The following is a 12,605-nucleotide window of genomic DNA, read 5'->3' as shown; positions in this document are numbered from 1 at the left end:
CGAGGGTGGTTGACTCCTGCCATGCAGCCCCACGCCGCCACGGGTGACGACGTGCACCGCTCCGCCGACCTGACCCGCGGCCGGGTGCCGCTGGCCCGCACCGCTGCCGCGGTGCTCGCCGCGACGTGCTCGCTGCAGTACGCACCGATCGACCCGGTGCTGCTGATGCCCCTGGTGATGCTCGTCCTGGCCGTGGTCTGCCTGGTCCCGCTGCTCACCCGTCGGGTCGGCCCCCACGCCCGGCAGGGCCTCGTCCTGGCCGTGGTGGTCGTGGTCGGCGGACTCGGCATCGTGGCCAACGCCGGCCTGGCGATGGTCTCGGGGGTGTCGTCCTGGGCGGTCGTGCCGCTCGCCCTGGTCATGCTGCCGGCCGCAGCAGCGGCGGTGTGGGGCGGCCGGTCGTGGTCGCGCGCGGGGCTGCTCGTGCTGCTGGCGGGCTTCGCCGTCCTGGCCGCGCTGCGCATCCTGCAGGCGGAGGTCCTCATCGACGTGGGGGCGTTCCTGCGCGGGGGCATCGACGCCATGCTGCACGGCACCTCGCCCTACGCGATCACCATCGAGAACCCCTACGACGCGGCCGGGACGCGGGCGTTCTACGGCCCGGGGGTCGTGGTCGACGGGATCGTGCAGTACGGCTTCCCGTACCTCCCCGCGAGCCTGCTCCTCGACGTGCCCGCACACCTGCTGGGCGACCCGAGGTGGATGCACCTCGCGGCCGTCCTGCTGACCACCGGACTCGCGTGGCGGATGGCCACCGACCGCCTCGGTCGCGCCGTCGCGCTGCTGCTGGTATGCGGCACCACGGCGTCCACCGTCGTGCTCGCCTACTGGGTGGAGCCGCTGCTGGCCGCCCTGCTCCTGCTGACGGTCCTCGCCATGCGCTCCGGCCGGACCTGGGCGGCCGTGCCGCTGGGCCTGCTGTTCGCCTCCAAGCAGTACGCCGTCTCCTACGCGCCCGCGCTCGTCACCGTCGCCCGCTCGCGCGGCTGGCGCACCGTCGCGCTGGCCGCCGCCGTCGGCGCCGTGGTGGTGGTGCCGTTCGTGGTGTGGGACCCGCGGGAGTTCGTCCGTTCCGTGGTCGAGCTCCAGTTCATCCAGCCGTTCCGCGACGACGCGGTGTCGCTGCTGCCCGGGCTCAAGGCGCTCCTCGGCGGCCTGCCGGACTGGGCGGTCCAGGTGTCCCCGGTCATCGGCCTGCTCGTCTCGGCGCTGGTGGCGTGGCGCACCCGGCCCGGCGCGACGGCGTTCGCGATCGGCGTGGCCCTGAGCCTGCTGGTCACCGTGCTGACCTCGAAGGTCGGCTTCATGAACTACTACTACTTCATCGGCGCCGCGTTCGTCGTGGCCACGGTCTCGTGGGCGAGCGACGACCCCGTGGCGCACGACCGGCGCGACGCGGGCACCGGTCAGACGCGGGAGCCGTCGTCCCAGGGGTCGCGCGGTGACCGCGGCATCTCGCTGACCAGGTAGCCGAAGCCGCCGACGAACCACGCCACCAGCGCCCAGCCCAGCAACGGCGTGACGTAGAGCGAGAAGAGCGCGATGACCAGCGCGAGCAGCGGGACGACGAGCACGCCTGTCCAGGCGACGCCACGCTGCCAGGTGCGCGGGCGGGGGAGCGGCGGGGGCGTCGGCGGCCGGAACCGGTCGACCTCGGCCACCTCGTCGCGGTCGGGGGCCGGCTCGTCGTGGGCGTCGGCGGGCTCGACGTCGTAGGGATCGTCCGGCTCGACGTCGTGGGCGTCGTCCGCCCGGGCGCCGGACGGGTCGTCGGCGGCGCCGTCGTCGGCCCCCGGGGCGGGGTCGTCGTCCGGCAGAAGCACGCGCTCGCCGTAGTTCTCGACGATCTCCCGCCACGCCAGCTCGGTGCGGCTGTCGTCGCCTGGACTCGTCACGTGCTCACGGTACCCGCGGACACCTCGGATGGGGCACACTCCTCCGCGTGAGGATCCCGTTCCGCGGCGCCCCGGCGGCGCCCCTCGACCCCGCGCTGGTCGCTCCGATGTCCACGCCGGCGCGGCCCGAGCTCACCGGAGGCCGCCGGATCGGCGTGCTGGTGCAGCACGGGTTCACCGGCAACCCGGTCTCGATGCGGCCCTGGGCCGAGGACCTCGCGTCGCGCGGGTACGCGGTGGAGATGCCGCTGCTGCCCGGTCACGGCACCCGCTGGCAGGACCTCAACCGCGTCGGGTGGTCCGACTGGGTCGCCACCGTCGAGGCCGCGCACGACAAGCTCGCCGCGGAGAACGACGCCGTGGTGGCCGTCGGGCTGTCGATGGGTGGTGCGCTGTGCCTGCGCCTGGCCGCCGACCGGGGGGAGTCGCTCGCCGGGGTGTGCGTGGTCAACCCGGCCGTCGACACCCTCCGCAAGGACGTCCGGGCGCTGCCCGTGCTCAAGCACCTCGTCCCGGCGATGCCCGGCATCGCCAACGACATCAAGAAGCCCGGCGCCGACGAGCACGGGTACCCCATGACCCCGCTGAAGGCGGCCGCGTCGATGTTCGCCGGCTACGCAGAGCTGCGCCGGGACCTCCCACGGATCACCGTCCCGGTGCTGTTCTTCCGCTCGGCGGAGGACCACGTCGTCGACATCTCGAGCTCCCGGGCGCTCAACGCCCGCCTGTCGTCGAAGGACTTCGAGGAGCGGGTGCTCGAGGACAGCTACCACGTCGCCACCCTCGACCACGACGCCCCGCGCATCTTCGCCGAGTCGGCCGAGTTCATCGAGCGCGTCACCGCCGCGCCGAAGTAGAGTCGGCCCGTGCTCTATTGGTTCCTGAAGTGGATCGCCCTCGGGCCCGTCCTGCGACTGGTGTTCCGGCCCAAGGCGTACGGCGTGGAGCACGTCCCGGCCGAGGGACCCGCGATCCTGGCGAGCAACCACCTGTCCTACGCCGACTGGCTGTTCATGCCGCTCACGCTCAACCGCCGCGTCACCTTCGTGGCCAAGGCGGAGTACTTCACCTCGCCGGGCATCAAGGGCTGGTTCCAGAAGAAGTTCTTCACCGGCGCCGGCCAGGTGCCGATCGACCGCTCCGGCGCCAACGCCGCGGAGGGCGCGATGCGCTCGGCGATGAAGATCCTCGCCGAGGGTGAGCTGTTCGGCATCTACCCCGAGGGCACCCGCTCGCACGACGGCCGGCTCTACCGCGGCAAGACCGGCGTGGCTCGGCTCGCGCTGGAGACGGGCGCACCGGTCATCCCGTGCGCCGTGGTCGGCACCGACGTGGTCGCCCCGACCGGCAAGGTCTACGGCACCTGGACGCGCCCGGTGGTCCGCTTCGGCAAGCCGCTCGACTTCTCGCGCTACGCGGGGATGGAGAACGACCGCTACATCCTGCGGTCGATCACCGACGAGATCATGTACGAGATCATGCGGCTCTCCGGGCAGGAGTACGTCGACCAGTACGCCGCCAAGGCCAAGGAGCTGGCGAAGGAGCAGGCCAAGGAGCAGGCCAAGGAGCTGGCCCGGGAGCAGGCCAGGCAGGACGCCGCCGAGCAGGCCGAGCGCGACCGGGCCGGCGGCGGGCCGGAGCAGAAGGCGTCCTGAGCGCGCGCACGGTGCTGCGCCCCGGCGCGGCGCGCACCGACTCGGCGCTCGCGGTCGAGGACCGGCTCCACGCCGCCCTGGCCGTGGTGCGGGTGGTGGTGACGCTCAACATGGTCGGGCTCAACGCCTACCGCCGCGACAGCTTCGACCACCCCGACGCGGCGCTGCTCCTCGTGTGCGTGCTGGTCGCGTGGACGGGCGCCGCCATCTGGCTCTACCGCGACCACGCCCGGCGCACGCCCCTCCTCCTGGTCGCCGACCTCGCCGTGGTGCTGGCCGCGCTGGCCCTGACCCCGTGGGCGAAGTCGCCCGACTTCAACGCCACCATCCCGGGCTTCTACGTGATGGGCGCCTTCTTCGCGTGGGCGATCCACTGGCACTGGCGCGGCGGTCTGGTCGCCTCGGTGCTCATCGCCGCCTTCGACGTGCTCACCCGCGACCACCTCGACCAGGGCAACTACGGCAACACGTTCCTCATCCTCATCGGCGGCCCGATCGTCGGCTTCATGTGCGCCTCCCTGCAGCAGATGGCCCGCGAGCGCGACGCCGCCGAGCGAGCGGCCGCCGCGGCCGACGAGCGCACCCGGCTGGCCCGCGCGGTCCACGACGGGGTGCTCCAGGTGCTGGCGATGACCCAGCGGCAGGGGACGGCCGCCGGCGGGGAGTGGGCCGAGCTGGCCCGGCTCGCCGGCGAGCAGGAGCGCGGGCTGCGCTCGCTGATCCGCCAGCAGGACACCGTGCCCGAGGCCGCGGACGGACAGGTCGACCTGGCCGGCGCCCTCGAGGCCGTCGCGACCGCCCACCCGGTGCGGGTCGAGGTCGCGACCCCCGGCGCCGCCGTGCTGCTCGACGCCCACGTGGTGGCCGAGACGGTCGCGGCGGTGCGGGCCTGCCTGGACAACGTGCTCGCGCACGCCGGCGCCGACGCCTCGGCCTGGGTGCTGGCGCAGGCGGGTGCCGACCGGGTCACCGTGTCGGTCCGCGACGACGGCCCGGGCATCGCCGAGGGCCGGCTCGACGCGGCGGCGGCCGAGGGCCGGCTGGGCGTGGCCTCCTCCATCCGCGGACGCATCGAGGACGTCGGCGGCACGGCACGCGTCGAGAGCGGCCCGTGGGGCACCGAGTGGGAGCTCACGGTGCCGGTGCGTCGGTAGCGTGGGCGCGTGACGATCCACTCCACCCACCCCTTCCTCGAGCCCGAGGGCGACCGCGACCCCGTGCGCCGCCTGCGCGGGCGCACGGCCGCGACCGTCTCGCTGTGGACCACCGGCGCCGGTGTCGACCGCGCCGGCCTCACGGTGTCGTCGTGGCTGGTGGCCGGGGGAGAGCCGGGACGGGTGCTGGCGCTCCTCGACCCGGATGCCGACCTCACCGAGGAGCTGCTCGCGACCGGACGCGGGGTGGTGCAGCTGCTGGGGTGGGACGACCGCGGGCTGGCCGACGTCTTCGCCGGGACCGCACCCGCCCCGGGTGGGCCCTGGCGGCTGGCCGGGTGGGTGGACACCGCTCACGGCCCGCGCCTCGAGCACGCCGCGACCTGGGCGCTGGTGTCGGTGGAGTCGACCACGGACGTCGGCTGGTCGAGCCTGGTCACCTGCCGCCTCGACGAGGTGGTCGTCGGGTCGGACGACGAGCCGCTGGTGCACCGCCGCGGCCGGTACGTGCCGCCGGCCGGGCGCGACGACTAGGATCGGGCCGCCCAGTCCGACGACGTCCGGGGGGACCCATGGTCAGCGTGATGGTGGTCGACGACCACCCGATGTGGCGCGACGCGGTCGAGCGCGACCTGCAGGCCGCCGGCCACGAGGTCGTCGCGGTGGCCTCCAACGGGCGCGAGGCGATGGCGCGCTTCCCCGCGGCGGCGCCCCGGGTCGTCGTCCTCGACCTCCAGCTGCCCGACAGCAGCGGCGTGCAGGTCACCTCGATGATGCTCGAGCACGACCCGAGCGCACGGGTCCTCATCCTCTCCGCCAGCGGCGAGCAGGCCGACGTGCTCGACGCCATCAAGGCCGGCGCCACCGGGTACCTCGTGAAGTCGGCCTCCAGCGCCGAGCTGATCGACGCGGTCGTGCGGGTCTCGGAGGGCGACACGGTCTTCACCCCCGGCCTGGCCGGGCTGGTGCTGGGCGAGTTCCGTCGGATCGCCGAGGGCCCCGCCGACGACCCGCGCGACCAGCTCACCGAGCGGGAGACCGAGATCCTGCGGATGGTCGCGACCGGGATGAGCTACAAGCAGATCGCCGCGCGGCTGGTGCTGTCGCACCGCACGGTGCAGAACCACGTGCAGAACACCCTGCGCAAGCTGCAGATGAACAACCGCGTGCAGCTGACCCGGTGGGCGATCGAGCACGGCCTCGACGAGCCGGAGGGCTGACCCGCCTCAGGCGGAGCCGTCGAGCCCGGGCACCGTGAGCTGGGCGATCACCCGGTCGCGCAGGCGTACGCCGGCGAGGTCGACGCGCCACTCGTCGCGGTCCAGCGCCGTGCCGCACGGCACCGGCTGCGAGCCTGCCGGTGCCGCGCAGGCCAGCGTCAGCACCCGGGGTGCCCGGACCACGCGCGTCTCCTGGTCGACGACCGGCTCGGTGCGCGCGTCGAGGCTCGTGGCGAGCGCCAGCGCGCGTCCGGGCCGGGAGCCGCTGGGCAGCACCGCGCCGCCGAGGCGGTAGGACGCCCGCAAGTCGGTGGCCGAGCCGAGGTCGTAGCGGGCGCCCTCGGGGCCCACGCGGTCGGGGCCGGCGACGGGCTCGCCGTCGGCGACCACCCGCACGCCCGTCGCCGCCAGGGCGTCCGCACCCTCCACCTGCGGCAGCGCCAGCGTCAGGGTGCGCAGCGGGTCGCGCGAGCGTAGCCGCTGGCGGACGACCACGGTCCCGTCCGGTCGCACGGTGGTCGTGACCCGCGAGGTGCCCGGTGGCACCTCCTGCGGTGTGCGCGCGACGGTGGCCGGGACGGTCGGGTCGGCGGCCTCGGGGCCGCCGGCGGAGCGCAGCGCGAGGACGCCGGCGACGGTCGCGGCGGCGAGCAGCACGAGCAGGACGCCGAGGGTCACCAGTGCCGTACGGCGACGACGCGCCGCCGAGGGAGCCCTCTCGTCCTCCTCCCACAGCAGCGTGGCCCGCGAGACGGGCGGAGCGTGCGGCTCCGATTCCGGCTCCGGCTCCGACTCCGGCTCCGGCTCGGGCTCCGGCTGGGACGGGACCGTCGTGGGCCGCGGACCGGCGGGCGTGCCGAGGACCTGCTCGGACCAGGGTGCGGACCGCGGGGCGGGCGGTGCCGGCGGGGCCAGGTCGGGCGACACCGGCGGCGGGAGCGGGGTCGCGAGCACGGCGGACCGCCGGTCGTCCGGCCGGTCCTCGCGCTGCTCCTCGCCGGTCACCGGGCCTCCGGGGGCCCGGCGGGCGCGGCCGTGAGCACGGCGAGGTTCTGGTAGCCGCCCCGCGCGGCGACGTAGGGCGGGGCGCACGTGACCAGGACGAGGCGTCGCGCTCCTGCGGGGTCGAACAGCTCGGGGTGGTTGTCGAGGGTGCCTTGGCGGACGAGCTGGCGGCTGCGGATCGCCCACGCCTGGCCGACCCGTCGCCCGGCCAGCCGCAGCCGCGCCCCGGGCCGGGCGGAGAGGAGCTCGGCGAAGGGGCCCAGGCCCTGGGTGCGCGAGTCGACGTGCGCGGCGAGGAGCGTCGCGCCGAACGGGTCGCCGAGCCGCGAGCCCCCGCGCCACCAGCCCGCCACCTCGACGTCGTCGGGCACGTCGAGCAGGCCGGCCCCGGTGGTGCCGACGGCGCGCACGGCGACCTCGCGGCCGCTGGGCAGGACGACCGATCGCGGCGCCTCCGGGACGACGACGGAGCCAGCCCGGCGTGCGGGGGCCACCGGTGCCGCGTGGTCGCCCGGCGAGGCGGGAGCCCCCGAGGCAGGGAAGGGCGAGGTGGAGGGCGAGGGGGTCCGGTCGCCCACCGTCGTGGAGGTGTCCCCTGCGCACCCCACGGCCGTGGCGACCACGGTCCCGGCGAGCACCGGCACCCACCCCCGTCGTCCCACGAGACCCCTCGCTACCCGGCCACCCGGCGGGCGTGCCGCCCGACCAGCACCGCGGCCCCGGCGGTGGCGACCAGTCCCAGCCACTCCGCCCACTGCCACGAGGTCGGGGCGGTGCCGTCGGCGGGCACGCCCGGCCGGTCGCCGACGGTCGCCGGCGGGGCGTCCCCGGCGAACGTGGTGACGTGGCCGCGGGCGAGCCCGGCCGTGCCGGTGTCGATGCGCGTCGGCACGACGCTGCCGTCGTCGGACAGCGCCTCCGTGTGGGAGATGACCGACATCGAGCCGTCGCTCGGGTTGCCGTAGGCGTAGACCATCGACAGCGTGCGCGGCTCGAGCGTGAGGTCGAGCGGCCCCAGGATCGGGTCGGCGCTCCCCCCTGACGGCAGCAGCGCCACCTCCACGGGACCGGCGGGGACGTCGGCGTCGGCGAACTCGCCGTTGGCGATGTTGGTGAAGACCGTCTCCCCGTCGACCTGCACGTCGGCCGGCGGCACGGTCGCGGTGTGGGCGAGCAGGACCCTGGCCTTGCCGGGGCCGATCGGCCCCGTGGGTGCGGCGTAGGAGTGGACGACCGGCTCGCCGTCGACCTCGGCCGGCAGGTGCAGGACCACGTCGCTGGCCCGGCCGCTGCTGACCTCAAGCGAGGAGTCGACGGTGAAGTCGGCGCCGGTGAACACGACCGCGTGGCGACCGGGCGTGAGGCCGAGCGGGCCCAGCACGTCGCCCACCGCGGCGTTGCGGGCCACCGAGCGGCCGTCGACCTCGATCGACACCGCGGCGTCGGGCACCGCCTGCACGAGGGTGACCAGCCCGGGGGCGGCGGCCGGACCGGACGAGGCGGCCGGGGCCACCGGCGCGGCCGTCAGCACCAGGGCGGCCAGTGACGCGGCGGTCGCGGTCAGAACGGGTGTGCGCACGGCTGCGTCCCCTCGTCGGCGGCCCCCCGAGCGGGGACCGCCCCCAGCGGACCACCGGACGGGTCCGGCCTCAACCCCGATATCGGGTAGGTCGCGCCGTCGTCGTACCCCTGGGGGTAGGTTTCGTCGCGGTCCCGCGCCAGGTCGGCGTGCGGGCCTCGACGGAGGGGGCGCAGTGACGGGTCCAGGGGCACACGCCACGGCGTCGGACGAGCGCCGCTTGGAGGACTACCTCGCGCGCATCGGGCTCGCCGACGTCCCGTCCGCCGACCTCGCGGGGCTGCGCCGGGTGCACCGCGCCCACGTGGCCCGGATCCCCTACGACAACCTCGCCACGATGCTCGACCGGCCCGACCCTGCCGACCCGGTCGCGGCCGCCGGGCGCGCGGCGTCGGGTGGTCGGGTGGGCTACTGCTTCCACCAGAACGGCGCCCTGGAGTGGCTGCTGACCCGGCTCGGGTTCGCGGTGAGCCGGCGGCACGGGCACGTGTGGTTCCGGCCCGAGGACGAGCTCGGCACCAGCCTGAACCACCTCGTGCTGGTGGTCTCCGGGCTGCCCGACGACGCCAACCCGGGCGGCCACTGGTGGGCCGACGCCGGTCTCGGCGAGGGGTTCGCGGAGCCGCTGCCGCTGGTGCGCGGCGACCACGTCGTCGACGGCTGGTCGTTCGGCATCGGGGCCGGGTTCGGGGCCCAGGCCGCCGGCCGCCCGACCGGTCCCGCTGCCTGGACCTACCGCCACCTGCCCGGCGGCGTGCTCCGGGGGATCGTGGTGACCTCGCGCCAGCACGGCCCCGCGGCGGTGGAGGCCGCCCACCGGGCGCTGACGGAGGGCGACGGCGCGCCGTTCCGCCGGGTCCTGGTCGCCCAGCGCGTCGACGGCCCCGCCCAGCGCACGGTGCGCGGGCTGGTCCACCAGGTCCTCACCCCGGAGGGTCGCGAGCAGCACGACCTGACGTCCTACGACGCGTGGCGCTCCGCGCTCGCCGACGACCTGCTGCTGCCCGTCGACGACGTCACCGCCGACGAGTGGGTGCGGCTGTGGGAGCGGACGACCGCCGCGCACCGCGCCTGGGACGAGGCGGGCCGGCCGTGAGCACCTGGCGGCGCGCCGAGCCCGAGGACGCCGTGGCGCTGCGCGACCTCGAGCGTCTCGCCAGCCGCGCGGGGCTCGCCCACGTCTTCGGCGACCTGCCCTACCCCGACGACGACGTGCTGGCCCGATGGACGATCCTCTTGGCCGACCCCGGGGTCCGGGTCGAGGTCGTCGAGGACGACGACGGGTTGGTCGTGCTCTGCGCCCACGACGGCACCAGCCTGCGCCACCTCGCGGTGCGCCCGGACCGGTGGGGCGCCGGCTGGGGCCGTGCGGGCGTCGAGCGCGCCCACGCGGCGGGCGCCCGGCGCCTGTGGGTGCTCGCCGACAACACCCGCGCGCGGGCCCTGTACGGCTCGCTCGGCTGGACCCCCAGCGGCACCACCCAGGAGTGCCCCTGGCCGCCCTGGCCGACCGAGGTCGAGTACGTCGCTCCCTAGGATCGGGGCATGCCCGACGAGAGCGACCAGCTGCTGGAGATCGCCGACGACCTCTACGCGCTCCCGCTCGCGGACTTCACCCCGGCGCGCGACGCGCTGGTCAAGGAGCACCGCGGCGACAAGCCGCTCGCCGCCGCGGTGAAGGGGCTGCGCAAGGCGTCCGTGGCTGCGTGGGTGGTCAACCTGCTGGTGCGCCGCGACCCCGAGCAGGTCGAGCAGGTGCTGGCGGTGGGGGCGGCGCTGCGCGAGGCCCAGGCCGACCTCGACGCGGCGCAGCTCCGCGAGCTGACCAAGCAGCGCCGCCAGCTCACCGCGTCGGTCACCACCACCGCCCGCCGGATGGCGCGCGAGGAGGGCGTCAAGGTGACCCAGGCCGTCGCCGACCAGGTCGAGGCCACGCTCACCGCCGCCATGCTCGAGCCGGACGCAGCCCGCGCGGTCCGCAGCGGGATGCTCGTCACCTCGGTCGCCGCGACCGGCCTCGGCGACCTCGACCTGAGCACGGCCGTGGCGCTGCCGGAGGCGCTTGGCTTCAGCGCCCGCGCGCGCCCGGCTGAGCAGCCTGCCCCGGCGAGCAGTCGTCCGCAGCTGCGCGTCGTGCCCGACCCCGACGCCGAGGCCAAGGCCCGCGCCGCGGCCGACGAGCGGCTCGCCGACGCCCGGCAGGCGCTGGCGGAGGCCGAGAAGGAGCACCGGGCCACCGGTCGCAGCGTGGAGAAGCTGCAGGCGCGCACCTTGCAGCTGCAGTCGGAGATCGACGAGCTGCGCAGCCGGATCGCCGCGCTCGACGCGACGCTCGAGGAGGTCGACGACGAGCTGACAGAGGCCGAGGTGCTGCGGGAGGACGCCGAGGCCGCGGTCGCTGAGGCCCGCGCCGAGGTCGACGAGGCGAAGGCGGCGCGCGACCGGCTCTAGCCGAGCGACCCGTCCCGCGCTGCCGCGGCCACGCGCCGGAGGCGTCCGTCGGGGGTGTCGTCGGGTGTGTCGTCGGAGGGGTCGCCGGCGGCCCCGTGCGCCACGAGCGCGGTGACCGGCAGCGTCAGGCCGTGGAAGGCGCGTGCCTCCGTCGTGGCGAGCCGGCCGGTCGTCGGCACCAGCTCCGGCAGCGCGTCCGTCGGTACCCCGGCCGCGAGGCACGCCTGCGCGGACCAGGCTCCGTCGGCGCCGAGCAGCCCGGTGGCCGCCGCGTGCGTCGGGTCGGTGAGGTGCCAGGTGCCGAGGGTGGTGCGGGCCACCAGCCAGGAGCCGACGTCGCCGACCGCGTACCCGCCCTCCTCGAGGAGCGCCCAGGTGTGGGGCTCGTCCGCCGCCACCCGGGGCAGCACCTCGACGGCCGGGGCCCGGGCCGCGCGGCGCGGCGAGCCCAGCGTCTCGCGGTCCCACAGGACGGTGGCGACCGGGTCGGTCGTCACCCCCACGGCGCCGAGCCGGTCGGGCCCGACGACGTCGAGCACGCCCCGCACGGCGGCGAGGGTGGCGCGCCAGAGGGCGTCGGTCGCCTGCTCGTCCCAGCCGTGGTCGCCCGGCTCCGACGGCACCGGGACGTGCGTGGACGCCTCCGCGGTGCTGTCCTCGGCGACGGCAGCCGCGCGGACCCCGCCGCGCCCGGCGTCGAGGACCAGCACGAGCGGGCGCTCGTTGTCGGCGCCGGTCATGCCTGCGCGGCGGAGCCGCCTCCCCGGATGATCTCCAGGATCCTGCGGTCGATCCACGCGGGCCGCGGCAGCGTGCCGACGCGCATCTCGTAGTTCTCCGAGCCGACCCACGTCGCGAAGTCGTCCTTGCCGTCGGCCCGGGCGAGCTCCTCGAGCTCGGCCATCAGCGCGTCGTCGACCGGCACCTGCTCCTCGGGGGTGGAGGCGGTGAGGTAGAGGTCGTTGAGGTCGAGCAGCCGCGCCAGCTCGGTGACGGGGGCGGCGTGGTCGTCGACCCGGAGGTCCACGGCGACGTCGTCGTGGCCGCCGTAGCCCGCGCCGTCGCGCACCACCAGCAGCGCCGCGGACTGGCGCCCGCGGCTGTCCCCGCCGGCCTCGTCGCCCGCGGCCAGCGCGGCGAGCAGCCGTCGCTCGACGGGCTGTCCCTCCGACGAGGTCCAGGCGCGCTCCATCGCCTCGACGACCTCGGGGCCGGTGAGGATGTTGCCCTGGATGGCGTACCCGCCCCGCTCGCCGCTGCGACCCGTGGTGCCGCCGGCCCACGCGAAGCAGCCGTCGCCGGTGTACGTCGCGGCGTTGCCGTCGGAGTCCACGATCCCCACCTGGCGGTGGTCGCGACCCTCGTCCTCCTCCACCAGCCGGTCGAGCGCCACCTGCGCGGTCGCGCCGTCGTCGAGGTGGGCGAGGCCGACGTACTTGAACGACAGGTTCGCGTCGGCCTGGGTGGCGATGGCCCCGACGCCCGCGGCCGCCGCGGGGACCGCCGAGCCCACGGCCAGGAACTTGGAGGCGACGGCGACGCCCCAGGACTCGCCGTCGTCGGAGCGGGCCACGATGGAGAAGGTCATGCCCCGAAAGATAGCCGGGCATCCTCGCGCCGCGAGCACCACGAGGGGCCCGGATGCG

Annotated in this window: 15 protein-coding genes; 9 read left to right on the top strand and 6 right to left on the bottom strand. The window is 75.9% G+C overall.

Annotation, left to right across the window (positions count from 1 at the left end):
• The first annotated feature begins 21 nt into the window (after window positions 1-21).
• Window positions 22-1,470, top strand: coding sequence for a glycosyltransferase 87 family protein (locus ACFFJG_RS02440; protein ID WP_378517020.1), 1,449 nt, complete (start codon window positions 22-24; stop codon window positions 1,468-1,470).
• On the opposite strand, the gene ACFFJG_RS02435 is transcribed toward ACFFJG_RS02440, so the two are convergent.
• Window positions 1,407-1,895, bottom strand: coding sequence for a hypothetical protein (locus ACFFJG_RS02435; protein ID WP_378517019.1), 489 nt, complete (start codon window positions 1,893-1,895; stop codon window positions 1,407-1,409). The two genes, ACFFJG_RS02440 and ACFFJG_RS02435, sit on opposite strands and share 64 nt — an antisense overlap.
• A gap of 47 nt (window positions 1,896-1,942) precedes the next feature.
• On the opposite strand from ACFFJG_RS02435, the gene ACFFJG_RS02430 reads away from it, so the two are divergent.
• The 5 genes from ACFFJG_RS02430 to ACFFJG_RS02410 are packed head-to-tail and all read left to right on the top strand — an operon-like array spanning window position 1,943 to window position 5,924.
• The gene (locus ACFFJG_RS02430; protein ID WP_378517018.1) at window positions 1,943-2,752 is read left to right on the top strand and encodes an alpha/beta hydrolase; all 810 of its coding nucleotides are present in this window, start codon (window positions 1,943-1,945) and stop codon (window positions 2,750-2,752) included.
• A gap of 9 nt (window positions 2,753-2,761) precedes the next feature.
• On the top strand, window positions 2,762-3,550 hold the full coding sequence (locus tag ACFFJG_RS02425; protein WP_378517017.1) for a lysophospholipid acyltransferase family protein: 789 nt from the start codon (window positions 2,762-2,764) through the stop codon (window positions 3,548-3,550).
• Window positions 3,551-3,561: 11 nt separating this feature from the next.
• On the top strand, window positions 3,562-4,704 hold the full coding sequence (gene macS / locus ACFFJG_RS02420) for a MacS family sensor histidine kinase (protein ID WP_378517016.1): 1,143 nt from the start codon (window positions 3,562-3,564) through the stop codon (window positions 4,702-4,704).
• Window positions 4,705-4,713: 9 nt separating this feature from the next.
• The gene (locus tag ACFFJG_RS02415) at window positions 4,714-5,238 is read left to right on the top strand and encodes a flavin reductase family protein (protein WP_378517015.1); all 525 of its coding nucleotides are present in this window, start codon (window positions 4,714-4,716) and stop codon (window positions 5,236-5,238) included.
• A gap of 38 nt (window positions 5,239-5,276) precedes the next feature.
• Window positions 5,277-5,924, top strand: a complete 648-nt coding sequence (locus ACFFJG_RS02410) for a response regulator (protein WP_378517014.1) — start codon at window positions 5,277-5,279, stop codon at window positions 5,922-5,924.
• A gap of 6 nt (window positions 5,925-5,930) precedes the next feature.
• Here the strand turns inward: ACFFJG_RS02410 and ACFFJG_RS02405 are convergent, their stop codons facing one another.
• The 3 genes from ACFFJG_RS02405 to ACFFJG_RS02395 all read right to left on the bottom strand — a co-directional run bounded on the left by ACFFJG_RS02405 (window position 5,931) and on the right by ACFFJG_RS02395 (window position 8,508).
• On the bottom strand, window positions 5,931-6,929 hold the full coding sequence (locus tag ACFFJG_RS02405; protein WP_378517013.1) for a hypothetical protein: 999 nt from the start codon (window positions 6,927-6,929) through the stop codon (window positions 5,931-5,933).
• On the bottom strand, window positions 6,926-7,423 hold the full coding sequence (locus tag ACFFJG_RS02400) for a class F sortase (protein ID WP_378517012.1): 498 nt from the start codon (window positions 7,421-7,423) through the stop codon (window positions 6,926-6,928). Before ACFFJG_RS02400 ends, ACFFJG_RS02405 begins: the two co-directional genes overlap by 4 nt.
• Window positions 7,424-7,602: 179 nt before the next feature.
• Complete coding sequence (locus ACFFJG_RS02395; RefSeq protein ID WP_378517011.1) at window positions 7,603-8,508, bottom strand: DUF4397 domain-containing protein; 906 nt, start codon at window positions 8,506-8,508, stop codon at window positions 7,603-7,605.
• A 220-nt stretch (window positions 8,509-8,728) separates the two neighbouring features.
• Between ACFFJG_RS02395 and ACFFJG_RS02390 the strand changes: the two genes are divergently transcribed.
• The 3 genes from ACFFJG_RS02390 to ACFFJG_RS02380 are packed head-to-tail and all read left to right on the top strand — an operon-like array spanning window position 8,729 to window position 10,959.
• Window positions 8,729-9,604, top strand: coding sequence for an arylamine N-acetyltransferase family protein (locus tag ACFFJG_RS02390; protein WP_378517010.1), 876 nt, complete (start codon window positions 8,729-8,731; stop codon window positions 9,602-9,604).
• Window positions 9,601-10,044: a GNAT family N-acetyltransferase gene (locus ACFFJG_RS02385; protein ID WP_378517009.1), complete on the top strand. Its 444-nt coding sequence runs from the start codon at window positions 9,601-9,603 to the stop codon at window positions 10,042-10,044. The genes ACFFJG_RS02390 and ACFFJG_RS02385 overlap by 4 nt, the downstream gene beginning before the upstream one ends.
• A 9-nt stretch (window positions 10,045-10,053) precedes the next feature.
• Complete coding sequence (locus tag ACFFJG_RS02380) at window positions 10,054-10,959, top strand: hypothetical protein (protein ID WP_378517008.1); 906 nt, start codon at window positions 10,054-10,056, stop codon at window positions 10,957-10,959.
• Here the strand turns inward: ACFFJG_RS02380 and ACFFJG_RS02375 are convergent.
• Window positions 10,956-11,699: an FGGY family carbohydrate kinase gene (locus tag ACFFJG_RS02375; protein ID WP_378517007.1), complete on the bottom strand. Its 744-nt coding sequence runs from the start codon at window positions 11,697-11,699 to the stop codon at window positions 10,956-10,958. The two genes, ACFFJG_RS02380 and ACFFJG_RS02375, sit on opposite strands and share 4 nt — an antisense overlap.
• Window positions 11,696-12,547 carry a DUF1028 domain-containing protein gene (locus ACFFJG_RS02370; RefSeq protein ID WP_378517006.1) on the bottom strand — a complete coding sequence of 284 codons (852 nt, stop codon included), beginning with the start codon at window positions 12,545-12,547 and terminating at the stop codon, window positions 11,696-11,698. The genes ACFFJG_RS02375 and ACFFJG_RS02370 overlap by 4 nt, the downstream gene beginning before the upstream one ends.
• Window positions 12,548-12,605 lie beyond the last annotated feature (58 nt).

The sequence above is a fragment of the Nocardioides zeicaulis genome (assembly GCF_042432345.1).
GTDB lineage: Bacteria > Actinomycetota > Actinomycetes > Propionibacteriales > Nocardioidaceae > Nocardioides > Nocardioides zeicaulis.
The sequence above is the reverse complement of the archived record's forward strand: the minus strand, read 5'-3'. Positions and strand labels throughout refer to the sequence as shown.

Bases quoted from the DNA above. Each gene is read 5' to 3' on its own strand.
- ACFFJG_RS02440 (WP_378517020.1), top strand. From the start codon at position 22: ATGCAGCCCCACGCCGCCACGGGTGACGACGTGCACCGCTCCGCCGAC.
- ACFFJG_RS02410 (WP_378517014.1), top strand. From the start codon at position 5,277: ATGGTCAGCGTGATGGTGGTCGACGACCACCCGATGTGGCGCGACGCG.
- ACFFJG_RS02380 (WP_378517008.1), top strand. From the start codon at position 10,054: ATGCCCGACGAGAGCGACCAGCTGCTGGAGATCGCCGACGACCTCTAC.
- ACFFJG_RS02375 (WP_378517007.1), bottom strand. From the start codon at position 11,699: ATGACCGGCGCCGACAACGAGCGCCCGCTCGTGCTGGTCCTCGACGCC.
- ACFFJG_RS02370 (WP_378517006.1), bottom strand. From the start codon at position 12,547: ATGACCTTCTCCATCGTGGCCCGCTCCGACGACGGCGAGTCCTGGGGC.